Origin of the sequence: Streptococcus sp. HMSC034B05, from assembly GCF_001809055.1 — a bacterium.
GTDB lineage: Bacteria > Bacillota > Bacilli > Lactobacillales > Streptococcaceae > Streptococcus > Streptococcus constellatus.
On the sequence record NZ_KV795627.1, the window covers coordinates 13,804 to 38,661 of the forward strand.

General features: G+C 32.3%; 23 protein-coding genes and 3 tRNA genes. 19 read left to right on the forward strand and 7 right to left on the reverse strand.

All coding sequences use genetic code 11. The features are described 5' to 3' along the window. Positions 1–28: 28 nt before the first annotated feature. The 3 genes from dnaA to HMPREF2542_RS08390 all read right to left on the reverse strand — a co-directional run bounded on the left by dnaA (position 29) and on the right by HMPREF2542_RS08390 (position 3,613). Positions 29–1,372, reverse strand: a complete 1,344-nt coding sequence (gene dnaA, locus HMPREF2542_RS08380) for a chromosomal replication initiator protein DnaA (protein ID WP_006270358.1) — start codon at positions 1,370–1,372, stop codon at positions 29–31. Positions 1,373–1,600: 228 nt separating this feature from the next. Further along, the gene (locus HMPREF2542_RS08385; protein WP_003071657.1) at positions 1,601–2,368 is read right to left on the reverse strand and encodes a ParB/RepB/Spo0J family partition protein; all 768 of its coding nucleotides are present in this window, start codon (positions 2,366–2,368) and stop codon (positions 1,601–1,603) included. Positions 2,369–2,422: 54 nt separating this feature from the next. Beyond that, complete coding sequence (locus tag HMPREF2542_RS08390; RefSeq protein ID WP_006270334.1) at positions 2,423–3,613, reverse strand: serine protease HtrA; 1,191 nt, start codon at positions 3,611–3,613, stop codon at positions 2,423–2,425. Between the two features lie 204 nt (positions 3,614–3,817). Here HMPREF2542_RS08390 and rlmH point away from each other — a divergent pair, with 204 nt between their 5' ends. The 7 genes from rlmH to HMPREF2542_RS08420 all read left to right on the forward strand — a co-directional run bounded on the left by rlmH (position 3,818) and on the right by HMPREF2542_RS08420 (position 7,051). Continuing rightward, positions 3,818–4,297 carry a 23S rRNA (pseudouridine(1915)-N(3))-methyltransferase RlmH gene (rlmH, locus tag HMPREF2542_RS08395; RefSeq protein WP_058670001.1) on the forward strand — a complete coding sequence of 160 codons (480 nt, stop codon included), beginning with the start codon at positions 3,818–3,820 and terminating at the stop codon, positions 4,295–4,297. Positions 4,298–4,339: 42 nt separating this feature from the next. Beyond that, positions 4,340–4,413: transfer RNA gene (locus tag HMPREF2542_RS08400), tRNA-Arg, on the forward strand. A 166-nt stretch (positions 4,414–4,579) separates the two neighbouring features. Continuing rightward, a complete protein-coding gene (locus HMPREF2542_RS09645; protein ID WP_080983098.1) occupies positions 4,580–4,729 on the forward strand; it encodes a ComC/BlpC family leader-containing pheromone/bacteriocin in 150 nt (49 codons plus the stop codon). A 14-nt stretch (positions 4,730–4,743) separates the two neighbouring features. Continuing rightward, positions 4,744–6,066 carry a sensor histidine kinase gene (locus HMPREF2542_RS08405; RefSeq protein WP_058670000.1) on the forward strand — a complete coding sequence of 441 codons (1,323 nt, stop codon included), beginning with the start codon at positions 4,744–4,746 and terminating at the stop codon, positions 6,064–6,066. Then, a complete protein-coding gene (comE, locus tag HMPREF2542_RS08410; protein ID WP_003071650.1) occupies positions 6,066–6,815 on the forward strand; it encodes a competence system response regulator transcription factor ComE in 750 nt (249 codons plus the stop codon). The genes HMPREF2542_RS08405 and comE overlap by 1 nt, the downstream gene beginning before the upstream one ends. 85 nt (positions 6,816–6,900) lie before the next feature. Then, positions 6,901–6,972: transfer RNA gene (locus HMPREF2542_RS08415), tRNA-Glu, on the forward strand. Positions 6,973–6,977: 5 nt separating this feature from the next. Next, positions 6,978–7,051 (forward strand) — tRNA-Asn (locus HMPREF2542_RS08420). Positions 7,052–7,138: 87 nt separating this feature from the next. On the opposite strand, the gene HMPREF2542_RS08425 is transcribed toward HMPREF2542_RS08420, so the two are convergent. Both HMPREF2542_RS08425 and HMPREF2542_RS08430 read right to left on the reverse strand, forming a co-directional pair. Beyond that, on the reverse strand, positions 7,139–9,715 hold the full coding sequence (locus HMPREF2542_RS08425; protein WP_058669999.1) for a YfhO family protein: 2,577 nt from the start codon (positions 9,713–9,715) through the stop codon (positions 7,139–7,141). 73 nt (positions 9,716–9,788) lie between these two features. Further along, positions 9,789–11,411 carry an ATP-binding cassette domain-containing protein gene (locus tag HMPREF2542_RS08430; RefSeq protein WP_003071648.1) on the reverse strand — a complete coding sequence of 541 codons (1,623 nt, stop codon included), beginning with the start codon at positions 11,409–11,411 and terminating at the stop codon, positions 9,789–9,791. A 154-nt stretch (positions 11,412–11,565) separates the two neighbouring features. Here HMPREF2542_RS08430 and HMPREF2542_RS08435 point away from each other — a divergent pair, with 154 nt between their 5' ends. The 5 genes from HMPREF2542_RS08435 to guaB all read left to right on the forward strand — a co-directional run bounded on the left by HMPREF2542_RS08435 (position 11,566) and on the right by guaB (position 16,560). Continuing rightward, entirely contained in the window at positions 11,566–12,105 is a 540-nt protein-coding gene (locus tag HMPREF2542_RS08435; RefSeq protein ID WP_006270338.1) for an NAD(P)H-dependent oxidoreductase, read from the forward strand. A gap of 23 nt (positions 12,106–12,128) precedes the next feature. Then, positions 12,129–12,818 carry a triose-phosphate isomerase gene (locus HMPREF2542_RS08440; protein WP_049476385.1) on the forward strand — a complete coding sequence of 230 codons (690 nt, stop codon included), beginning with the start codon at positions 12,129–12,131 and terminating at the stop codon, positions 12,816–12,818. A 20-nt stretch (positions 12,819–12,838) separates the two neighbouring features. Continuing rightward, positions 12,839–13,834, forward strand: coding sequence for a UDP-glucose 4-epimerase GalE (galE, locus tag HMPREF2542_RS08445; protein WP_065428350.1), 996 nt, complete (start codon positions 12,839–12,841; stop codon positions 13,832–13,834). A gap of 81 nt (positions 13,835–13,915) precedes the next feature. Beyond that, positions 13,916–14,941, forward strand: a complete 1,026-nt coding sequence (gene trpS / locus HMPREF2542_RS08450) for a tryptophan--tRNA ligase (RefSeq protein ID WP_070484706.1) — start codon at positions 13,916–13,918, stop codon at positions 14,939–14,941. Positions 14,942–15,078: 137 nt separating this feature from the next. Then, complete coding sequence (gene guaB, locus HMPREF2542_RS08455) at positions 15,079–16,560, forward strand: IMP dehydrogenase (RefSeq protein WP_003071643.1); 1,482 nt, start codon at positions 15,079–15,081, stop codon at positions 16,558–16,560. Between the two features lie 84 nt (positions 16,561–16,644). On the opposite strand, the gene recF is transcribed toward guaB, so the two are convergent. Together recF and yaaA are read right to left on the reverse strand one after the other, a co-directional pair. Then, positions 16,645–17,742, reverse strand: coding sequence for a DNA replication/repair protein RecF (gene recF, locus HMPREF2542_RS08460; RefSeq protein WP_049481244.1), 1,098 nt, complete (start codon positions 17,740–17,742; stop codon positions 16,645–16,647). A 2-nt stretch (positions 17,743–17,744) separates the two neighbouring features. After that, entirely contained in the window at positions 17,745–18,125 is a 381-nt protein-coding gene (gene yaaA / locus HMPREF2542_RS08465) for a S4 domain-containing protein YaaA (RefSeq protein WP_049481246.1), read from the reverse strand. 174 nt (positions 18,126–18,299) lie between these two features. Between yaaA and yfmF the strand changes: the two genes are divergently transcribed. Genes yfmF through HMPREF2542_RS08500 form a run of 7 tightly spaced genes read left to right on the forward strand, consistent with a single transcriptional unit; the run spans position 18,300 to position 24,712 of the window. Next, positions 18,300–19,547 carry an EF-P 5-aminopentanol modification-associated protein YfmF gene (gene yfmF / locus HMPREF2542_RS08470; RefSeq protein ID WP_058669998.1) on the forward strand — a complete coding sequence of 416 codons (1,248 nt, stop codon included), beginning with the start codon at positions 18,300–18,302 and terminating at the stop codon, positions 19,545–19,547. Continuing rightward, entirely contained in the window at positions 19,547–20,842 is a 1,296-nt protein-coding gene (yfmH, locus tag HMPREF2542_RS08475; protein WP_058669997.1) for an EF-P 5-aminopentanol modification-associated protein YfmH, read from the forward strand. The genes yfmF and yfmH overlap by 1 nt, the downstream gene beginning before the upstream one ends. A 58-nt stretch (positions 20,843–20,900) precedes the next feature. After that, a complete protein-coding gene (rodZ, locus tag HMPREF2542_RS08480) occupies positions 20,901–21,722 on the forward strand; it encodes a cytoskeleton protein RodZ (protein ID WP_058669996.1) in 822 nt (273 codons plus the stop codon). Between the two features lie 10 nt (positions 21,723–21,732). Further along, positions 21,733–22,272 (forward strand): CDP-diacylglycerol--glycerol-3-phosphate 3-phosphatidyltransferase, encoded by a 540-nt coding sequence (gene pgsA / locus HMPREF2542_RS08485; RefSeq protein ID WP_006270330.1) that lies wholly within the window; start codon positions 21,733–21,735, stop codon positions 22,270–22,272. A 1-nt stretch (position 22,273) separates the two neighbouring features. Beyond that, positions 22,274–23,101, forward strand: a complete 828-nt coding sequence (locus HMPREF2542_RS08490) for an energy-coupling factor ABC transporter ATP-binding protein (protein WP_049476391.1) — start codon at positions 22,274–22,276, stop codon at positions 23,099–23,101. After that, a complete protein-coding gene (locus HMPREF2542_RS08495) occupies positions 23,086–23,925 on the forward strand; it encodes an energy-coupling factor transporter ATPase (protein ID WP_058669995.1) in 840 nt (279 codons plus the stop codon). The genes HMPREF2542_RS08490 and HMPREF2542_RS08495 overlap by 16 nt, the downstream gene beginning before the upstream one ends. Then, entirely contained in the window at positions 23,918–24,712 is a 795-nt protein-coding gene (locus HMPREF2542_RS08500; protein WP_058669994.1) for an energy-coupling factor transporter transmembrane component T family protein, read from the forward strand. Before HMPREF2542_RS08495 ends, HMPREF2542_RS08500 begins: the two co-directional genes overlap by 8 nt. The last annotated feature ends 146 nt before the right edge of the window (positions 24,713–24,858 follow it).

Genomic DNA, 24,858 nt, shown 5'->3' on the forward strand with positions numbered 1-24,858 from the left:
TTAACTCTTTTTCTACGGTTATACACAATTATTTGATTTTATTCTTTATATTTTCTATTTCTAAGCGAAGATTATCATCTGTTTCGAGCATTGTTTTAATTTTTCCATGAGCATGTATAACTGTTGTATGATCTTTGCCGCCAAATTCTCTTCCAATTTTTGGAAGGCTATTATCAGTTAACTCACGAGCAAGATACATAGCTACTTGTCTAGCAAGAACAATATTTTGAATACGACGACTTCCTTTCATTTCTTTAACGCTAACGCCATAGAAATTTCCAACTTCTGTTTGGATTTTATCAATTGGAATAACTAACATTTGACTTGCATCTTGTTTTCGAGCTCGAATAGCTTCAGCAGCAACATCAATTGTAATTTCTTTAAGATTTTTCACTCTGGCCATGAGAGAAATATCATTTAAGGCACCTTCTAAATCTCGAACATTTGAATCAAATTGACCTGCTAAGTATTCCAAAGTATCATTTGGAAAAATATAGTCTAAATCTTCTATTTTATTGCGTAAAATGGCAACTCTTGTTTCGAAATCTGGTGGGGTAATATTTTGAGTTAATCCCCATTTAAAGCGCGTGACTAAACGTTCTTCGAGATTATCCAGATGGTCAGGACTACGGTCACTTGTGAGCACAATTTGTTTATTGTCCCCATGCAAAGCATTAAAAGTATTAAAAAATTCTTCTTGAGTGGAAACCTTCTTTCCTCCCAAAGACTGAATATCATCAATCAATAAGAGATCAAGGCTTCGATAAGTTCTCTTAAAGCTTTCCATTTCACCTAATCGAAGGTGTTCTAAAAAGTCGTTGATAAAAGTCTCAGCAGGAATGTATTTTACTCTGGCATCTGGTATATTTTCTAAAATTTGATTTCCAATTGCGTTTAGTAAATGGGTTTTTCCTAAGCCTGGACCACCATAAATAAATAACGGATTATAAGTTGTTGCCAAATTTTCAGAAACAGCAAGTGCAGCTGATAGTGCCCAAACATTTCCATCACCTTGAACAAAATTATCAAATGTATATTTTGTTTTTAAACCAGTTTCAATAGGAGGAAGGCTTGGTGTAATTACTGAATGATTTGTATTTGTTGACTGATTAACCTCATCCTTCTCTTCTTGAAAGATATAATGCATTGTAATTTGATTATTGTACACTTCAAAACCTGCAGTAATGATAACATCTGCTAAATTTTGTTCCCAAAATAATTGTTTGACTGTACTATCGAGAAGTATAGTAGCTTGAAAATTTTCAACTTTAATTAATCGAGCTCCTGCAACGAAATAATCATACGTATTTTTTTTGATTTGTTTTTGAGCTAATTCTAAAACACGCGCCCAAAAACTAGTTTCTTGTGCCATAGAAAACCTTCTTTGCTAATTCAGTTTTTTTGTCTTCTTTTAATAATCTATAAAAAATATTTTACCATAAACTGTAAAAGTTTTCCACAATCTGTGGAAATAAATTCACATTGTTCTTTCGAGTTTTCCACAGATTGTGAATAAAACAATTTTCCTGTGATTTATCAAGATTTTCTTATAAAATAATAGTGGATAATCCTGTGAGTTTAAAAAATAAAATTAACAGCCTTATTTAAAGCTATCAATAATTCTTTGATATTCTTCTTGACTTGAAAAGTGAATACAGATTTTTCCAGATTGCGATTGCTTAGAAAATTGGAGTGAGATTTCTGTACCGAATATCTTTTTTAATCTGTTTTCTTCTTCTTTGAGAAAAAGTTGGTACTTGTTTTTTGCTGAAGTCTTTTTTTGATGTGGATGCAATTGTTTTTCTAGCTGTCGAACTGAAAGTTCTTGAGATAGGATTTTAGTGAACCACTGATTTTGCTCTTTTTCTGATAAGTTGATAAGTAAACGAGCATGTCCTTGAGAAATTCTTCCTTCTTTTATCGCTTCCATAATATTAAGAGGTAAGTTTAATAAACGGACAGAATTTGTAATATAAGGACGTGATTTTCCCATTGTTTGAGCGATTTCTTTGTGTGTCAACCCTTTGTCAATTAAATATTGATAAGATTGTGCTTCTTCTATAGGATTTAAGTCTTCTCGTTGTAAATTTTCAATAATGGCTTGCTTCATCATTTCATCATCTGTTACTTCTTTTATAATAGCTGGTATATTAGTTAAGCCTGCTAATTTAGCAGCTCTAAAACGCCTTTCACCAGCTAATAATTCATAACCAATTATTGGAGATTTTCGTACAATGATGGGCTGAATAATCCCATGTTCTTTTATAGAATTAGCAAGTTCAGCAATTTTTTCTTCTGAAAATTCTTTTCTTGGTTGATAAGGATTTGTTTGGATGTCATTGAGTGTAATATATTGATATTTTTCCATGTTTATATAGAATAACACACCTTTACAATTCTGTAAAGATGTGTTAATAAAGTGTCAATTATTTGAATCTAAATCTTTTGTAGATTTTGTCAGCTTAATAGTAGTTGTTGTTTCTTTTCCATTACGATAAAATGTAATTTTTATATCATCACCAATTGAATGTTTGTATAAAGCAGATTGTAAATCACTTACTGAGGAAATGTCTTTGCCATCTACTTTTGTAATAACATCATATTTTTGAAGCTTTCCTGCTGCAGGCATCCCAGCTTGAGCTGAACGTACAACAACCCCACTAGTTACTTTGGATGGGAGTTTTAAGCGTGATAAATCTGAATTAGACAGATTAGTGATGTCGATCATTTGGATTCCTAGAGCTGGTCGTGTAACAGTTCCGTTTGCTTCTAATTGATTGATAATATTAATAACATCATTAGATGGAATGGCAAAACCTAATCCCTCAACAGAAGTTCCACCGTTGCTAGCAATTTTACTTGAAGTAATACCAATTACTTGTCCTTGGATATTTACAAGTGGACCACCAGAATTCCCTGGATTGATAGCTGTATCAGTTTGGATAGCTTGTGTTGAAATAGTTTGACCGCTTTCAGATTTTAAAGACACATTACGATTTAAGCTAGAAATAATTCCTTGTGTCACAGTATTAGCATAATTTGATCCGAGTGGACTTCCAATCGCAATAGCTGTTTCACCAACAGTTAATTTACTAGAATCTCCAAACTCAGCAACTGTTTTTACTTTATCAGCACTAATACGAACAACAGAGATATCAGAATAAGTATCTGAACCTATAATTTCTCCAGGAACTTTATTCCCATCAGCCAAACGAATATCAACTTTTTTAGCACCATTAATAACATGGGTATTGGTCACTAAGTAGGCGTATTTTCCGTCTTTTTTATAAATAACCCCAGATCCTTCACTAGCCACTTGTTGAGAATTATCGTTATTAGTATTTGAATCATCATTTCCAAAAACACTATTTTGAGAATTATTATTAGCATAGGTAATAACAGATACAACTGCATCCTTTACTTTGCTTACAGCTTGTGTTGTAGAATTTGTATTTTTATAAGCAGTAGTAACTTTGTTAACCTTAGTTGTTGTAGAACTATTTGTTGATAATTTTGATGAGGTTAAGTTTCCAAATAAACCACCAATAAAACCTATAGCTAAGACCATGAAAAGCCATAATAATTTTTTTGTAAAATTTGAAGAATTTTTCATATCTTCCTCCTAGTTATTTCAATTACTGAAAGTATAAATAATTTATCTTAATTATAACTTAAATGTTTAACCTTATCCACAAATTGTGGATAACTTTCAAAATCTGTGACTTTCTTAGTAATTTATAAGGTTTTTGAAAAAAAATTTAAAGTTTTATCTTGTGAATAAGATGTGAAATAACTGTGGATATGATAGAATAGAAATATGAAAATAAAACTTGTAACTGTTGGAAAATTAAAAGAAAAATATCTTAAAGATGGGATTGCAGAGTATGCAAAACGCTTAAAACATTTTACTAAATTTGAGTTGATTGAACTTTCAGATGAAAAAACACCTGATAAAGCAAGTCACTTAGAAAATCAGCAAATTCTGGAGAAAGAAGGGAATCGTATTTTATCGAAAATAACTGATAAGGAATTTGTGATTGCTTTAGCTATTGAAGGTCAACAATTTCCGTCAGAAGAATTTAGTAAGATATTGAGTGATATAACCATTCGTGGAATTTCAAATATTACTTTTGTGATTGGAGGAAGCCTTGGCTTATCTAATACTGTTAAAAAAAGAGCTAATCTATTGGTGAGTTTTGGAAAATTGACTCTTCCTCATCAATTGATGCGATTAGTTTTAGTAGAACAAATTTATCGAGCATTTATGATTCAACAAGGAAGTCCTTATCATAAGTAATCTTGACGTTGTGGACTTTTTTTGTTAAAATGATAAAGCATTGGTCTCATAGCTCAGCTGGATAGAGCATTCGCCTTCTAAGCGAACGGTCGCAGGTTCGAATCCTGCTGGGATCATATAAGTTTAAAGGCACGAGAGAAGCGTGCCTTTTTCTATATCTGTGTAAAAAGTCTTTTGAGATGTAAAAATGTATCGTTTAGAGATTTTTTTAATTTGGTTTTAAAAATTTTGTATAATTACTTTGTAAGATTTCTTACAAAAAACAAACATTAAGGAGAATTTATGAAAAAAATTTTTAGCAAAAAGGAAATAACTAAAGTGGAAGTTGAATCATTTAAAGAACTTACTGATGAACAGTTAAATAAAATTGTTGGTGGAGATAGAAGAGATCCTAGAGGAATAATTGGAATTGGAAAAAAATTATTTGGTTAGGAGATTTTATTGTTATGAATCTGGATAAAATATTTATAATTATTTCTTTTATTATCGGAATTTTATCTTTTTCAGTTGTTCATAAAAAAATTAGTAAAGTGAAAATTATAGATTTTCGCTTTACTTTATTGTGTTTATGTTTATTTTTATTTTCAGCCTTTATAAATTCAATAAATTCCTTATTAGCTTATTTATGTTTATTATTAGAGCCTATTATAATTTACTTTTATTTTTATCGTTTTAAGAGATATGAGAAGTATATATCAGTTTTTGCAACCTTTTTAATTTATTCATCTGTAACCACTTCTGAAACCTTCTTTTCAGTCATTATTTCTTCTGTCACAGGTGATGAGTTTGTTGATAGATACTGGGGATTGTTCTATATTTTTATCAATATTATTTCTTTAATTTTTATTTTAAAAACTATTGATTATTTTAAGTTTAATTTTAAATATTTTAAAAAGGTTGATTTCAAAGATAAGATTGTACAGTTAAATTTTTATCTATTATTCATTCATTTTTTATTAAATGTATCGCATTGGCTTAGCAATATAAAAAGTTTAAATAGTTTTTCTAGTATGATTGCGACGATTTGCTTTTTGATGTTTATGTCAATTTTATTCTACTTACAATCTATTCGTGAAAAATATGAAAAAGAGGAGCAAATTAAACAAAAAGAACGAGAACAGCTACAACTACAAAAGTATACAGATGAAATTGTGAGTCTTTACAATGAAATTCGAGGTTTTCGTCACGATTATGGTGGGATGTTGGCAAGTTTCCAATCTGCCATTCATACAGGTGATATAAAAGAAGTGGAGCGAATCTATCAGGAGGTTCTCGTAAATGCTAATTTACAGCTTCGTTCTGATAAATATACGTATTTTGATTTAAATAACATTGGGGATTCAGCACTTAGAAGTGTTATTATACAAACCTTGTTTAAGGCACGTGATTATAATATAGAATTAACATTTGAAGTAAAAGATTTTGTCAAGCCTTTGCCGATTAAATTATTAGATCTCGTTAGAATGACAAGTGTTCTTTTAAATAATGCCATAGAAGGAGCAGCAGAAAGTTATCAAAAAACAATGAATGTTTCTTTGGTAGATTTGGATACAGAAACGATCTTAGTCATTCAAAATTCACGTAAAAAAAGACAACTAGACTTAGAAATGATTTATCAAACCGATTTTTCAACAAAGGGCGAGGGACGAGGTTTAGGTTTAAGCAATATCAAAGAAATTATTAATAACTATGAAGGAATTATTCTTGATACAAACATTGAGGATGAATATTTTACACAAGTAATGAGAGTAAGGAAAGAAGGTCTATAATGAAAGTACTAATATTAGAAGATGAAATTACACATCAAGTTAGAATGGAAACAACATTGGCAGAAATAGCTAAGGAAATGGGGATTCCGATAAAAGTTAAAATAACTGGAAAAGTAAGAGAATTTAAAGAATATATTGAAAACGATGAAGTAAATCAATTATATTTTTTAGATATTGATATTAAAGGTGAAGAAACAAAAGGGTTAGAAATAGCCAAATTTATACGGCATCACAATCCTTATGCCATTATTGTTTTTGTTACAACAAAATCAGAATTTGCTACTATGACGTTTAAATATAAAGTATCTGCATTGGATTTTGTTGATAAAAATTTGAATGATGCTGCTTTTAAAAAACATATAAAAGACAGTATTGAGTATACAAAAGCAACGTTGATTGAAAATAAAGATATGGTTGATTATTTTGAATATAGTTTCCGTGGTGGCGAGGTTAGAATGCCTTTTAATGATATTTTATATATTGAAACGACAGGTTCTTCTCATAAATTAAGAATTGTTGGTAAAAACTTTTTTAAAGAATTTTATGGTACGATTGCAGATATTCAGGAAAAAGACGAGAAAACACAGCGCTTCTTTTCACCTCATAAATCTTATCTAGTTAATATTGGGAATATTAAAGGTTATGATAAAAAAACAAGAGAAATTATTTTTTATGAAGATCACCGTTGTCCGATTACTCGAATGAAAATTGGAAAGTTGAAATCCATTTTAGAGGAGTCAAAAGGATGAATAAAAACTAAATTTTTAAATAAAAACTATTGACAAAGTTTTCCAAACTGGTATAATAGTATATGTTCTGTGAAAGAGCATATATGGTCCGTTGGTCAAGGGGTTAAGACACCGCCTTTTCACGGCGGTAACACGGGTTCGAATCCCGTACGGACTATATTATCCGGCATAGCTCAGTTGGTAGTAGCGCATGACTGTTAATCATGATGTCGTAGGTTCGAGTCCTACTGCCGGAGCTACGAAGCATTCATAAAGGATGCTTTTTTATATTAGTAATATATAATAAAACCCAAACTGTCTTTTTGTTCAGTTTGGGTTTTTAATTATAACAATTTTTTCTTTCGTATCTTATTATAAATAATAAAGAACGAGATTCCAGATAAAAATGCTATACTACCTTCTTTTAGGCCATTCGGGATAAATGTCAATTTAATTTTTCCCTCTCCTTTTTTTACATTAACCTTCATAAAGCCATTCTGTGCTCTTGAAATTTTGATTGTTTTCCCATTTTGCGTTGCAGACCAACCTTTATCATAAGGAATGGTGAAGAATAAAGAACTATTTCGTTGAGCTTGATAATATGCTGTTATTGTATTATATTTTGTTGTTACTGATACTTTTTGTTGTTGAATCTTGTTTATTGCTTGTTGAAAACGATTTGTATCAAGAGTATAAAATTCAGGACTATCAAACGAAACTTTTGAATTATCTGGAAAAGTTACTTTTACAGTTATGGTTTGCTTTTGATTAAAGTATCCAAGATTAAAAAAAGGAAAGACATTATTAGTACCATAATGCATTTTTTGATTGTTGTTTACAGTTATGTCAACTGATTTTTGGTTGTCATTTGAGAAAGTTAAGTTTGGTAAAGTTAAATAAACTTGACTATTTGCTGGAACTTCTAAAGTATAAGAGACACTGGCAAAAGAATCATGACCATTTTTATCTACTTCTGCAACTATTCTATTTCCAACCTGTTTAACATTATGATTACTTGTAGGAGTTAATCGGTGATAGTATTTTAAATTTAATCCAGAAAGTTGATTGAGAAAACGAGTTTGATTATCTAACGTTAAATGATTAAACTTTACATCTTTGTAAATTGAATTTGTTAGAAATGCTAGTGAATTAGCATTTCTATTTTCATAGAGTGTTAAATTATCTTTAGTCTTAATAGACGAAAAACCATATTTCTGAGGATTATTTGTTGAAATATTGTATTTTACTCCTAATAAGCTATCCATAATAATACTATTATTTTGATAACGTAAATTTAAATTCGTTCCAGATGATTTGAAACCGAGTTTATCAAGAATAGAACTAGCTGCAGTATTACGAACAGAAGAAAATTGAGAGATACCATTATAATTGTACTTCATGCTGTCATTTCCAGTTTGAATAGATAATTTTTCGGTTCTAAAGAAATTTAAGTTTTTCTTTTTACTATATTTAACGAGTGAATCAATAGATGTTAAATCTTGTTCATAAGCATTCCTACTTGCAAAGATCCATTCCTTTGCAATTCCTTCCATTTGATAAAAGCTATTTAAACTAAGTTCAAAACAAACAAATAATAAAGTAGAAACTGTAAATATTTTAGAAGGGATATATTTTTTTGTATAAGCCCAAAAAATTAAAAGATAGGCGACTAAAAACTCTAATGTTAAGATAAAATTAACGGAACCTAAAAATTTGTAATGTTTCTTAAAAATAAAAGTAGAAATAAACCCAAATCCTAAGATAGAAAAACTAACTAGAATATTTGTTAGTTTAAATTCCTTTAGACGTTCTAAACTTTCTGCAGCTAAGAAGATAATGACAATGGAAAATGTCCAAGAATAACGATGTAGAAACATATTTGGCGCATGCATACCTTGCCAAAATAAATCTAACGGTTGTAAAGAAAAGCTAGCTACTAAAATTGTAATTAAAAGAAAATAAGCAAGTTTCACGTGAAACTTAATAGATCGTAATGTAAAAAATAGAACTGCTAACAATAATGGAATGAGACCAACATAAATCATAGGAATAGAGCCATATTTAGTTGTGTCAAAAGCTCCAATGAAGTTTTTGGCAAAAATATCTAAATACCAACTTTTTTCAGTCAGTAAGGTTGTCACTTTTGTTAATTTTTCACCATGAGTTTTTAAGTCTAGAAAAGTTGGTAAAATCATGATAAGACTCGTTATCCCAGCTAAAATTGATACAATTGTAAAGTCCAGGAAAGATTTAATCCTAGTTTTAAAATCCCATGAAATTTGAACAATATACCATAGAATAAGAAAGAGAACCATCATGTATCCAAAATAATAATTTTGAATGAAAAGAATTGACAGAGATGTAAAGTAAAGAACATAACCTTTTTGGAATATCAAATAATGTAAACCAAGTAAAATAAGCGGAATAATGATGAAAACATCTAACCAAGTTTTTATTTCAAGTTGACTAACTGCAAAACTCATTAAAGAATAGGATGTTGACAGCATTAAAATATAATAAGGACAAATTTTTTTGAATATATTTTTAATGCTTATGAAACAAGTCAATCCCATCAAACCAAACTTTATCAGAGTAAATAAATATACTGCATCTGGCATATTTTTTAAATTGAAAAAGTAAACTAAAGGTGATAAGAAACTTCCAAGATAATAGCTAGATAAAGCATAAAAATTTAATCCAAGTCCACTTGTAAACGTGTAAAAAATACTGTCTGTACCATGCAAAATATTTCTTAAAGTAACATCGAAAATGACATACTGATGAAAACCATCTCCCAAAAGTGGAGAAGTGTCACTTTTCCAATAAATTCCATTTATAAAATAAGTTAAAAACAGGATAAAAAATGGAATAAAAAAGGCAAACAGATAATAATGTTTAAGAAGTTTTTTGATTTTTTTCATAGGTTATGATAAATAATAAACTGCTAAAAATTAAGGAACTGAATCTTTTATCAGCTCCTACTGTCGAAAAGGTTTAATCTTTCCAAAGGTTCTTGACTTTTTCTTGTACTTCTTGATTTTCTAAAAATTCATCATAAGTTTCGTCAATACGATCAATGACACCATTTTTAGAAAGAACAATAATGTGATTAGCAAGTGTCTGGATAAATTCATGATCATGACTAGCAAAAATAATAGATTCTTTAAAGTTTTTCAGACCGTCATTTAGGCTAGAAATAGATTCTAAGTCTAAGTGGTTGGTTGGATCATCTAATATCAAAACGTTTGATTTGAGAAGCATGAGTTTTGACAGCATGACACGAACCTTTTCCCCACCTGACAAAACATTGACAGGTTTGTTAACTTCATCACCAGAGAAAAGCATACGCCCTAAGAACCCTCGAAGGAAAGTATTGTCATCTTCTTCTTTACTTGCAAATTGACGGAGCCAGTCAAGAATAGATTCCCCACTAGCAAAGTCTTTGCTGGTGTCTTTTGGTAGATAAGATTGACTAGTTGTAACGCCCCACTTTACAGTTCCTTCATAGTCAATATCTCCTATAATAGCTCGAATCAAAGCAGTTGTTTGAAGGTCGTTTTGTCCAATCAAGGCTGTCTTATCTCCAGGACGCAGAATGAAGCTGATATTATTAAGAATAATATCGCCGTCAATCTTGACAGAAAGATTTTCGACTGTCAAGAGGTCGTTTCCGATTTCACGTTCTGCTTTGAAGTTAATAAATGGATATTTACGGCTTGATGGGACAATTTCTTCCAATTCAATTTTGTCAAGCATTTTTTTACGAGAAGTTGCTTGCTTAGATTTTGAAGCATTAGCAGAGAAGCGAGCAACGAATTCTTGCAGTTGCTTGATTTTTTCCTCAGCTTTAGCATTGCGGTCTGCTAAGAGTTTAGCAGCTAATTCACTAGATTCTTTCCAGAAGTCATAATTACCAACATAAAGTTTGATTTTACCGAAGTCTAAATCAGCCATATGGGTACATACTTTATTAAGGAAGTGACGATCGTGAGATACAACAATAACGGTGTTTTCAAAATCAATCAAAAAATCTTCTAACCAAGAGATGGATTGGATATCAAGACCGTTTGTTGGTTCATCTAGTAACAGAACGTCTGGTTTACCAAATAGAGCTTTAGCAAGAAGAACTTTTACTTTATCTCCATTTGATAATTCGTTCATATTTTGGTAGTGGAGGGTTTCAGGAATATGAAGATTTTGTAGCAATTGAGAAGCTTCGGTTTCGGCTTCCCAGCCACCTAATTCAGCAAATTCACCTTCTAATTCAGCTGCTCGGACACCATCTTCATCAGAAAAATCAGGTTTCATATAAATGGTATCTTTTTCTTTCATAATATTATAAAGATGCTCATTCCCCATGATAACTACGTCAATAACTCGATTTTCTTCATAGTCAAAATGATTTTGTCGAAGGACTGAGAGACGTTCATCTGGTCCGAGTGAGATATTTCCAGTAGTTGGTTCGATATCGCCAGCTAAGATTTTTAAAAAAGTTGATTTTCCTGCACCATTAGCGCCGATTAAACCATAAGTATTTCCTTTTGTAAATTTGATATTCACATCATCAAATAATTTTCGATCACTAAATCGTAGTGAGACATCCGATACTGTAAGCAATATTTTTCTCCTAACTCTGTAATTAGTTTCATTTTACTAGAAAATTTGACTTTTTTCAAATGATTCAGGGATAAAATATTACATTTTAGAATATAGAGAAGTAAGAAAAAATAAATAGATTTATAATAAATTTATAAATTTTTAGGAGGAAAAAATGAAAATTTTATTAATAAATGGTTATCAAAAGCATGATTTCTGTAAAGGAGAATTAAATTTTAGTTTGTATAATGTTATGTTGGAAAATTTACGACACAAACATGATATTCAGTTATCGTCAGTTGAGGACTACAACGTAATAAACGAAAGAAATAAATTTTTGTGGGCAGATTTGATTATTTTTCAATTTCCTATTTATTGGTTTAATGTGCCTGGAAAGTTAAAGCTGTATATGGATGAAGTTTTTGAATATGGTCAATTTTATTCGTTTGCAGATACTTATGGTCAAGGTGGTTTAATGAAAAACAAGGAGTACATCTTATCCACAACTTGGAATGCACCAGAAGAAGCGTTTAATAATCCGACTACATTTTTTGATGGAAAAGATGTTGATGATATTTTGATTTCATTTCATAAGACCATGGAATTTTGTGGTTTAAAGAAAAGAAAAACACTATCTTTCCATAATGTTGTAAAAAATCCTCAATTTGAATCTTACAAACAAACAGTAGAAGATTATTTTTTAAAAGAATTGTAAATACGATGTAAAGGAATAGTAAAGTGTTAGTTGTTTTTAATTTTAAAAATCAGATGTCAATCAAGCAACAATTAGAATTGTTAGAGAAGTTCAATCAACCAATAAAAAAGCAGCATCAATTGATTATAGCTCCTATTATACCAAATTATGATGAGTATCATTTTGACATCGCAGTTCAAAATTTGTCAATTAAAGGAAGAAATGTAGGTGATTTATCACCTAAACATTTAAAACATTACAATATAAACTATGCTTTTGTAGGCCATTTAGAAAGGCAAAAGTGTTTAAATGAAACAACAAGAATTATTCGATCAAAGCTTGACAATGCTTTACAGAAAGATATTGTCCCTATTATTTGTGTAGGAAATCATGAAAATCCTATTTTTGAATGCGCAACATATTTAGATGGTTTGAATCTTCAGGATAAACATATTATCATAGCTTATGAAATATTAAGTGCAACATTAAAAGGAAAAAAGGATTATTCATTTACAAAAGTTGAAGAAAGTTTCCAAGATTTAAAAGATTATTTAGATAATTCAAGTGTAAAGCTTGGGTTTACATATCAATTGATTTTTGGTGGTGGTGTAAACTGTGAAGATATTGAACAGATTTTAACCATTGGATTTGATGGTATTCTTATCGGAGATAGAATTGAAAGTTTGGTTGAAACCTACCAATATTTACTAAAAGATACTCTTGTATTGATGTAGAAAGACAAGGAGAAGAAAAAATGAAATCAATTTTAGTAACAGGTGGAGCTGGATATATTGGCTCTCATACTGTAAAGGCACTTTTAGATGCTGATTATGATGTGCATGTTTTGGATAATCTAGCATCAGGTGTCAGGGATGCGGTGGATGTAAGAGCGCACTTTAAAGAACTAGATGTTTATGATGAGCTGGCATTAAAAGATTATTTACAATCTCATAAAATTGATGCTGTATTGCACTGTGCAGGGGAAATCGTTGTTAGTGAAAGTATTGAAAATCCTAGTAAATATTTTGCAGCTAATGTAGCAGGCATGAACCATGTTTTAAAAGTATTATCAGAAGTAGGCATCAATAAGATGATTTTTTCATCAACGGCTTCAGTTTATGGAAATAATTGTATGGATAAACCAGCAAATGAGGATACGCTATTAAATCCAGTAAATCCTTATGCAGAGACAAAACTGATGGGAGAACGTATGATTTATTGGATGGCCAATCGTTATAATTGGAAATATGTTATTTTTCGTTATTTTAATGTTGCTGGTGCTGCTATGGATGCTTCAAATGGTTTGAGAGTTAAAAATCCGACACATATCATCCCTAATATTAATAAAACGGCTCTGGGACAAAATGATGCTTTAAAAATTTTTGGCGATGATTATGAAACGAGAGATGGTTCATGCATCCGTGATTATATTCATGTTTTAGATTTAGCTCAGGCACATGTAAAGGGATTTGACTATTTGTTTACAGATTCGTCAACGTCACAGATTTTCAATCTAGGAACTGAACATGGTTACACTGTCAAGGAGATATACAATACTGCAGAGCAAATTTTACAGAAAAAAATTCCTCATGAAATTGTCGCACGTCGTGTCGGTGATCCAGCAAGTGTGTTAGCAGATACTGCTAAAGTAAGAGAATTTTTAAATTGGCAAGCCTGTTATTCTTTGAAAGATATTATATTATCTGATTATAATTGGCGTGTGAAAGCTGGCAATTCCGTTGTCGAATAATTTTTAGAAGTGTAGAAATAGTTTCTACACTTTTTTCTTGAAAATGGTATAATATTATCAAGAAAATTCAAGGAGAATGTGATGTCAAAACCTATTATTTTAACAGGAGATCGTCCAACAGGGAAGTTACATATTGGTCATTATGTAGGAAGTTTGCGAAATCGTGTTTTATTGCAAGATGAAGGGAAATATGAATTATTTGTATTTTTAGCTGATCAACAAGCTTTGACGGATCACGCTAAGGATCCTAAGACAATTGTGGAGTCAATCGGGAATGTGGCATTAGACTATTTAGCTGCTGGCTTAGATCCTGAAAAGACAACTATTTTTATTCAAAGTCAAATCCCAGAGTTGTCAGAACTGTCAATGTATTATATGAATCTGGTATCACTAGCTCGTTTAGAACGTAACCCAACTGTCAAGTCAGAGATTGCTCAAAAAGGATTTGGTGAAAGTATCCCGACTGGTTTTTTAGTTTATCCAATTGCACAAGCAGCAGATATCACTGCTTTTAAAGCAAATTATGTTCCAGTAGGTAATGATCAAAAACCAATGATTGAACAGACTCGTGAAATTGTGCGTTCTTTTAATCATACTTATAGTTGTGATGTCTTGGTAGAGCCTGAAGGCATTTATCCTCAAAATGAAGCTGCAGGGCGTTTACCAGGGCTTGACGGGAATGCAAAAATGTCTAAATCTTTAAATAATGGTATCTATTTATCTGATGATATGGATACTCTACAAAAGAAAGTGATGAGCATGTATACGGATTCTGACCATATCAAGATTGAAGATCCTGGTAAAATTGACGGTAATATGGTTTTTCATTATTTAGATGTATTTGGTCGTCCAGAAGATATGCGAGAAATTACAATAATGAAAGAACACTATCAACAAGGTGGACTGGGAGACGTGAAAACAAAACGCTATTTATTAGAAATTTTAGAGCGTGAATTAGGTCCAATTCGTGAACGTCGTGTTGAATTTTCAAAAGATATGGGAGAAGTCTATACTATGTTACAAAAAGGTAGTGATAGAGCACGGCAAGTAGCTAGTCAAACACTTTTTGAGGTAAAGTCTGCTATGGGAATTAACTATTTTCAATAAAAATGAGCAAAACTATCACCTAACGTGATGGTTTTTACTTTTTATAAAATAGAGATTGACAAATACAGATAGAATGGTATCATATTAACAATAAATACGAGCTATGCTCAATAAATAAAGAAAAGAGGAATTTGTGGATGTCTAACTGGGACGTTAAATTTTTGAAAAAAGGTTTTACTTTTGATGATGTATTACTCATTCCTGCTGAGAGTCATGTTTTGCCAAATGATGCTAATTTACAAACAAAATTGGCTCAAAATTTGACACTCAATATTCCAATTATCACTGCAGCAATGGATACTGTTACAGAAAGTAAAATGGCCATTGCTATTGCTCGTGCTGGAGGTCTTGGTGTTATTCACAAAAATATGTCTATTGAGCAACAAGCAGATGAAGTTCGGAAAGTTAAACGTTCGGAAAATGGAGTTATCATTGATCCATTCTTCTTGACTCCGACTCATACGGTATCAGATGCAGAAGAATTGATGGAGCGTTATCGTATCAGTGGAGTTCCTGTTGTTGAAACTCTTGAAAATAGGAAGCTAGTTGGGATTATTACAAATCGTGATATGAGATTTATTATGGATTATAATCAACCTATCTCTGCGCATATGACGAGTAAAAATCTTGTGACAGCTCCTGTTGGAACAGATCTTGAAACGGCAGAACGGATACTTCATGAACATCGCATTGAAAAATTGCCGTTAGTTGATGACTATGGTCGTTTGTCCGGTTTGATTACAATTAAAGATATTGAAAAAGTAATTGAATTTCCAAATGCAGCCAAAGATGAGTATGGTCGTCTTTTGGTTGCTGGTGCAGTAGGAGTTACTTCTGATACATTTGAGCGTGCAGAAGCTTTATTTGAAGCAGGGGCAGATGCCATTGTCATTGATACAGCACACGGACATTCAGCGGGAGTACTTCGGAAAATTGCTGAGATTCGTGCACATTTTCCAGAACGAACGTTGATTGCAGGAAATATTGCCACTGCAGAAGGTGCGCGTGCGTTATACGATGCTGGAGTTGATGTTGTGAAAGTTGGAATTGGTCCAGGTTCAATTTGTACCACTCGTGTCATTGCTGGAGTTGGTGTACCTCAAGTGACTGCGATTTATGATGCTGCACAAGTTGCCCGTGAATACGGGAAAACAATTATCGCAGACGGTGGCATCAAATATTCTGGAGATATTGTAAAAGCTCTGGCTGCGGGAGGTAATGCAGTCATGCTTGGTTCAATGTTTGCTGGCACAGACGAAGCACCAGGTGAAACGGAAATTTTCCAAGGTCGTAAGTTCAAAACTTATCGTGGAATGGGTTCCATTGCTGCTATGAAGAAAGGCTCAAGTGATCGTTATTTCCAAGGTTCTGTCAATGAGGCAAATAAGTTAGTTCCAGAAGGAATTGAAGGTCGTGTAGCTTATAAAGGCGCAGCAGCAGATATCGTTTTCCAAATGATTGGGGGGGTTCGTTCTGGTATGGGCTACTGTGGAGCAGCTAATCTTCAAGAACTACATGATAAAGCACAATTTATCGAAATGAGCGGAGCTGGTTTGAAAGAAAGTCACCCTCATGATGTTCAAATAACGAATGAAGCTCCAAACTATTCTGTTCAATAAAATTATAAAAGCTCTGCACTATATGATGTAGAGCTTTTATAATTAACTAAGTTGACATCGTTGTAAATTTTAATAACATACACTTTACATGTTTTTTTTTGTTAAATTTCCTTCGTGAATTGAGAAAATTTTAATATCAGAAGGCATGTTTTGTAAATGTTCTAGAGTTGTTGTGGTGATAAATGTTTGGATGTTTTGGGAAATAGATTCAAGTAGATTAAGTTGACGGTTATTGTCAAGTTCACTCATGACATCGTCAAGTAGAAGAATTGGTTTTTCTTTAGTAACAGTTTCCATAAGCTCAATTTCTGCCAGTTTGAGAGATAAGACTACGCTTCGATGTTGTCCTTGACTACCAAAATTAGCATTCATATCATTGATATAAAAAGCAATATCATCTCGATGGGGACCAACTCCAGTAGTTTTTTTAAATAAATCTCTGCTACGACTTTGTTTTAATGCAATTCGAAAAGCTTCTTCTAGTTTATTGAAATCTGAAAGTCGAATAGAAGAGCAGTATTTAATAGTTAAATTTTCTAAATTATTTGAGAGTTCCAAATGTTTTTGCTGACCAAAGTATTCTAATTTTTTGAGAAATTCTATTCGATGCTGCATAATGCGGCAACCAAACTCTACTAACTGATCATCCAAGACAGTTAAAAAAGTCTCATCTATTGTTTTTGCTGTCTTTAAATAAGTATTTCTCTGTTTTAGAACATGATGATAATGTGATAAATCAGATAAATAAATTGGTTTAATTTGCCCCAACTCTATATCAACAAATTTGCGTCTAAGGGCTGGAGCTCCTTTAATCAATTGTAAATCTTCTGGAGCAAACAAAACAATATTCATATTTCCAATGTAATCTGATAATTTGCTTTGTTTTAGATGATTAACCTTTGTAATCCTTCCTTTTGGTGTCAAGTCAATCTCTAAAGAAATCTTTCCAGTTTGCTTGACAAGTTGTCCAGATACTTTTAAGGTGTCTTTAGAAAAATAAATTAAATCTTTATCTGAACGAGTTCGATGACTCCGTGTCAATGCAAGAAAATAGATAGCTTCTAAAATATTTGTTTTTCCTTGAGCATTTTGACCTAGAAAAATGTTGAGTCCAGGATGAAAGTCTATTTCAGTTAGCTCGTAATTGCGAAAATGTTGAATTTGTAAGTTTTTTAACCACATATTTAAATACCTGGGAAGCGGATAGGAGTTTTTTTATTAGATTTATTGGCTTTTTTATTTACTGTTGCTGGTTTACTTTTTTTGATACTTTTGTTCATTTCTTTTACAAGAGCGCCGACTCGTCTTTTTTCTAAAAGCTCTTTTTCGTGCTCAATTCTTTCCTCCTCATTTGGTGCAGTCAATAGTATTTCTAATTTTTGATTTGGAAGAGTGATGATATCGCCAATACGAATTTTCTTTCCGCGACGAGTTTCGAGATCTCCATTAAAATAAACTTGATTTTCTTGAAGAAAACTTTTAATAGCACCACCACTTTGAATGATTCCAACTTCTTTTAATAATGCTTGTAAAGTAATATATTCATCAAATAATTTGTATTTCATAATTCACCTCAATCTTTGTCATTATATCATAATTGGGTGAAAAGATGATATTAAAATTATTCAAACGTATCATGAAGAAAACGTTTTAAGATGAAAGAATAATACTTGAATGAGAAATTAAGCACTGTTTCGTGATATAATAGAGGTCAATAAAAAAAGAAGATGAGGGACGATATGGAGTTGGTTTCTGGAGTAGATCTCCATTTTATAACATCCAAAAAATTTAAAACCAATCGAATAAAAATAAGATTTTCAGCTCCAATGTCTATGGATACGATAGCGGGACGCGTACTGGCTGCAAATATGCTCGAAACAGCTAACGAAATTTATCCCACGTCACAGATCTTTCGTGAGCGATTAGCAAATCTTTATGGTGCGAACTTTTCAACAAGACTATCACGAAGAGGACTCATTCATTATGTAGATTTAGATATCTCCTTTGTTAGTGATGCATTTTTAAGTCGTAAAAATACATTAACAGGAGAGATACTTAATTTTTTAAAAGATAGCTTGTTAAAACCTTTAGTAGATGGAAGGGCTTTTAATCGAACTGTTTTTGAAGTTGAAAAGAAGAATGTACTTAACGATTTAAAAGCTGAAATTGAGGATCACTTTTATCACGCTCATCAAGAACTGAATAAATTATTTTATACAAAGCAAGACATGCAAATTCCTCATTTTGCCACATTAGATTTGGTTGAAAAAGAAACTCCAGAAAGTAGCTTTGCAGTTTTTCAAGACATGATTCAAAATGATAAGATTGACATATTTTTTATAGGTGATTTTAATGAGATTGAAGTCTGTGAACATTTAAAAATGTTTGGTTTACACCCTCGTCAACCTGAGTTACACTTGCATTATCATCAAGAATTTTCGAATGTTTTGAAAGAGGGATTGAAACAAAATGATGCTCATCAATCCATTATTGAATTAGGATATCATTTTTCAGTTCAATATGGAGATAGGAATCATATCCCTCTTGTTGTATTGAATGGACTTTTAGGTGGTTTTGCTCATTCAAAATTATTTGTTAATATTCGTGAGAAAGAAAGTTTAGCTTACACGATTTCAAGTAGTATTGATATTTTTTCAGGTATGATGCGTATTTACGCTGGGATTGACAGGAAAAATAGGACTAAAACAGTCAGTTTAATTTATCGACAAATTGCAGATTTGAAAAAGGGACGTTTTACAGATGAAGACTTAAATCAGACTAAAAAAATGCTTCGAAATACGATGCTCCTTTCTTTAGATAGGCAAAATACATTGATAGAACGAGCTTACATGGCGTCTGTTTTGCAGAAAAGATTTATGTCAATTGATGTTTGGTTAAATGCTTTAGAAACAGTCACTAGAGAAGATATTATCGTCATTGCAAAACAACTCAGACTACAAGCAGTTTATTTCATGGAAGGAAAATAATGCAAATTTTAAAAATGGAGAGAAAGGATTATCCGGCAGTTGGGGAAGTAGTCTATCAAACTACTTTGCAAAATGGTTTAAGAGTGTTTCTTTTACCCAAACAAGACTTCAATGAAACTTATGGGATTATGACAGCAAATTTTGGGTCAATTGATACTTGTTTTATTCCACGCGGTTCTAATCAAGTTGTTCAATATCCTGCAGGAGTTGCTCATTTTTTAGAACATAAATTATTTGAAGATGAAAATGGCCAGGATATTTTACAACAGTTTGTTAAGTTAGGAGCTGAGAGCAATGCCTTTACAAGTTTTACTAAGACCAGCTATCTTTTTTCAGCGACGGACAATATTTTAGAAAATGTGAGATTGTTGCAAAGTTTACTAGAAAATGCTTATTTTACCGAAGAGTCGGTTCAACGTGAACAGAGAATTATTCAACAAGAAATTAGCATGTATCAAGATAATCCAGATTATTGTTTGTTTTTTCATACTTTAGCAAATCTTTATCCAGACACTTCATTAGCAGAAGATATTGCAGGAAGCATTGAATCAGTTGCGGAAATAACAGTTGAGGATTTGAATGAAAATTTTGAAACCTTTTATCATCCATCCAATATGAGCCTATTGTTGATTGGCAATTTTGACTTAGAAAAGACTATTACTGTTATTCAAGAGCAACAAGAACATCTGGATTCTTTTGCTAAACAAGGACTCATTCAACGCTCTTCTCTTACGTTAAATCCTATTATTGCTACTGGAAGTGTACGAATGGAAGTGGCAAGTTCTAAGCTAGCAATCGGGTTACGTGGAAATCAATCGTTAGCGGAAGTTGATTTATTTCGTTATAAAATTGGTTTAAAACTGCTATTTGCAATGATGTTTGGCTGGACATCTAAAAGATTTCAAGCGCTTTACGAAGTTGGAAAAATAGACAACTCTCTATCGTTAGAAGTTGAGGTAGAAAAAGATTTTCACTTTGTGATGTTGACAATGGATACTAGTGAACCAGTTACTCTATCTCACCAATTTCGTTCGGCAATTCGGGATTTTGAAAAAGATCCTGATGTGACAGAAGAACATCTTGATACTATAAAAAGTGAAATGTTTGGTGATTTTTTGCATGGGCTCAATTCGCTAGAGTATATTGCAACTCAATATAAAACCTTTTCAGAAGGTGAGAATTTATTTGATTTACCCAAAATATTGCAGACAATTAGTTTAGTTGATGTGATTGAGATAGGACATTATTTTATTGATTCTTGTGACATGATTGATTTTACTATTTTTCCAAAATGATTTCATGTTTTAGTGAAATTTGGTAAAATAGTGTTTAATAGAAAGAAGGCTGAGGCGTATGAGAAAAAAAACAATTGGTGAAGTCCTGAGATTGGCTCGTATCAATCAAGGGATGAGCTTAGAAGATTTACAAAAGAAAACAGATATTCAGTTGGAGTTACTAGAAGCTATGGAAACTGATGATTTTGATCGTCTCCCTAGTCCTTTCTATGCTCGTTCTTTTCTAAGAAAATATGCTTGGGCTGTTGATTTAGATGAGCGAATTGTTCTTGATGCTTATGAAGAAGGAAGCATGATTACTTATGATGAAGTGGACATTGATGAGGAAGAGAATTTTAGAAGCCGAAGAACGAAAAGGCAGCGAACTTCTTTTTTGCCATTATTCTACTTAACCATTCTAGCATTAGCTATTTTAGTCTTTGTTAGTTATTATGTTTGGACATATGTTCGTCATAATTCGTTAACCACAAATCCTTCATCAAGTTATAGTGTTGTAAATAAACAAACAACTACTTCATCTAGCTCAAATGATGGATCTACTTCTAGTGAATCTTCTAACAGTTCCAAAACAAATTTGACTGTATCGGGAAACGGCAGTAACTTGACAGCGATATTGACAGGAGCAGTCAAACCTGTCAATTTAAAACTATCTGTTAATGATACAACTAGCTGGGTAAGTGTTACAGGTACAGACTTAGAAGGTGGTGCAACATTAAGCCCTGAAAATCAAAGTGTGTCAACCACTATTTCACCAGGAACTACATCAACAATTACTCTTGGTGTGGTTCAAGGTGTGACAATTACAATAGATAATCAGCAGATTGATACATCAGGCTTGACAAGTTTGACAGGTACAATTACACTTATAATAAATAATTAAGGAAATGAAAATGAAAAAAGAAAATATTCCCAATGCTTTAACTTTGTTACGGATTGCTTTAATTCCAATTTTTATTTTAGTTCTATCCTTAAGTTACTCTGTTGGAATGCATGTTTTTGCAGCGATTATTTTTGCAGTAGCTAGTATTACAGATTATTTAGATGGCTATTTAGCTCGTAAATGGAAAGTTGTAACAAACTTTGGGAAATTTGCTGATCCTATGGCAGATAAGTTATTAGTAATGTCAGCTTTTATTATGTTAATTGAAATGAATATGACACCTGCTTGGGTTGTTGCAATTATCATCTGCAGAGAGTTAGCTGTGACAGGTTTGCGGTTATTATTGGTTGAAACTGGGGGGACAGTCTTAGCTGCTGCTATGCCAGGAAAAATAAAAACATTTACGCAGATGTTTTCCATTATTTTTTTGTTATTGCACTGGACATTGCTAGGACAAATTTTGCTATATATTGCATTGATTTTTACGATTTATTCGGGTTATGACTATTTCAAAGGAAGTGCCTATCTCTTTAAAGATACATTTAGATAATATGAAAAATATCATTGAAGTTCAGCATTTAAAGTATAAATACGATAATCATGTAGATGATTATATTCTCAAGGATGTGACGTTTCACGTGAAACAAGGAGAGTGGTTGTCTATTGTAGGTCATAATGGCAGTGGCAAATCTACGACAATTCGTTTAATAGATGGTCTGTTAGAAGCAGAAAGTGGCGAGATTATCATTGATGGAGATGAATTAACTCTTGAAAATGTATGGGAAAAGCGCCGGCATATTGGGATGGTTTTTCAAAATCCAGACAATCAATTTGTGGGAGCAACCGTTGAGGATGACGTCGCTTTTGGTTTGGAAAACCAAGGGATGGATTACCAAACGATGTTTGACAGAGTTCAAGAAGCGTTAGATATTGTTGGGATGCAAGACTTTAAAGAACGTGAACCTGCAAGACTTTCTGGTGGGCAAAAGCAGCGTGTGGCTATTGCTGGTGTGGTTGCTTTACGTCCTGACATCATTATTTTAGATGAAGCAACTAGTATGTTGGACCCAGAAGGGCGTTTAGAGTTGATTCAGACAGTTAAAAAGATTAAAGATCGACATGGTATGACTGTTATTTCTATCACACATGATTTGGATGAAGTAGCTCTTAGTGATCGAGTTTTGGTGATGAAAGAAGGACAGGTAGAATCGACTAGTACACCAAGTGAGCTTTTCTCGCGAGTGGATTTAGAGGATTTAGGTTTAGATGAACCTTTTACAAATCAAGTAAAAGCAACTTTGCTGGACTCAGACTTTCAATTGCCAGAGCGCTATTTAACAGAAAAAGAATTGCAGGATTATTTATGGGAATCACTTTAGAAAATGTAAGTTATACTTATCAAGCAGGCACTCCTTTTGAGAGTCCTGCCCTTTTTGAAGTCAATTTAGAAATAAAAGATGGCTCATATACTGCTTTGGTTGGTCATACAGGTAGTGGAAAATCAACTATTTTACAATTGCTGAATGGGCTTTTAGTGCCAACTGAAGGAAGTGTCGTGATTGATGATGTCAAAATTACTTCCACATCTGTAAATAAAGATATTAAACAAGTACGTAAAAAGGTAGGATTGGTTTTTCAATTTGCTGAAAGTCAGATTTTTGATGAGAGCGTTTTAAAAGATGTTGCTTTCGGTCCACAAAATTTTGGAGTATCAAAGGAAGACGCTGAACGTGTAGCACGTGAAAAATTAACTCTTGTTGGAATTTCAGAAGAATTATTTGAACGTAGCCCATTTGAACTGTCTGGGGGACAAATGCGTCGAGTAGCCATAGCTGGTATTCTAGCGATGGAGCCAGAAATTCTTGTATTGGATGAGCCAACGGCAGGTTTAGATCCTGCTGGACGAAAAGAGTTGATGAGTTTATTTAAGCGATTACATGAAGCAGGAATGACCATTGTTTTGGTAACGCATTTGATGGATGATGTCGCTAATTTTGCAGACACCGTCTATGTGATGGAAAAAGGAAGATTAGTCAAAAGCGGAAAGCCTCGGCAAGTTTTTCAAGCTGTAGCATTTATGGAAAGTATTCAACTAGGAGTTCCTAAAATTACAAAATTTGCACAAGAATTAAAAAATAGAGGGCTAACTCTTCCGTATTTACCTATCACCATAGAAGAATTTAAGGAGTTACTACATGGATAGTATGATTTTGGGGCGATATGTTTCTGGAAATTCAATCATTCATCGACTAGATCCTCGCAGCAAACTTTTGTCAATGTTTTTCTTTATTTTAATTATCTTTTTAGCAAATAATATTGTGACCAATGGACTATTGTTCATCTTTGCAATATTACTAGTTGGGCTTTCAAAGATTCCTTTAGTTTTTTTCCTTAAAGGATTAAGATCTATGGTCTTTTTGATTGCTTTTACTACTTTATTCCAACTATTTTTTACATCTGGTGGCTCGTTGTTATTTCAATTTGGCTTTATAAGAATCACAGAGGTAGGTTTAGCTCAGTCAGGCATCATTTTTAGCCGCTTTCTTTTAATTATTATTTTTTCTACCCTATTAACTTTAACAACCATACCACTTAGTTTGGCAGACGCAGTTGAATCATTATTGCGGCCTTTAGCAGTATTAAAGGTACCCGTTCATGAAATAGGGTTGATGTTGTCAATGAGTTTACGCTTCGTCCCTACTTTGATGGATGACACAACACGGATTATGAATGCTCAAAGGGCGCGTGGGGTTGATTTTGGTGAAGGAAGTGTTGTTCAAAAGGTAAAATCAATTATTCCTATTTTGATTCCGTTATTTGCTTCTAGCTTTAAACGTGCAGATGCTTTGGCAACTGCTATGGAAGCGAGAGGTTATCAAGGTGGTGTAGGAAGAAGCCGTTACCGTCAGTTGAGGTGGAAAAAAGAAGACACACTTTCTATTTTTACTATGTTTGTCTTAGGTTTGATGTTATTTTTCTTAAAAAGTTAAAAAACTTATATTATTGTTAGCAAAAAAACGCCTTTTAAAGCGTTTTTTGCGTATAAAATCAATATTTCTGTAATCTTTGTAATACAATTATAAGATTAGAGTAATATTTTATGTGTAATATAGTATTATACGAAAAAAGGAGAAAT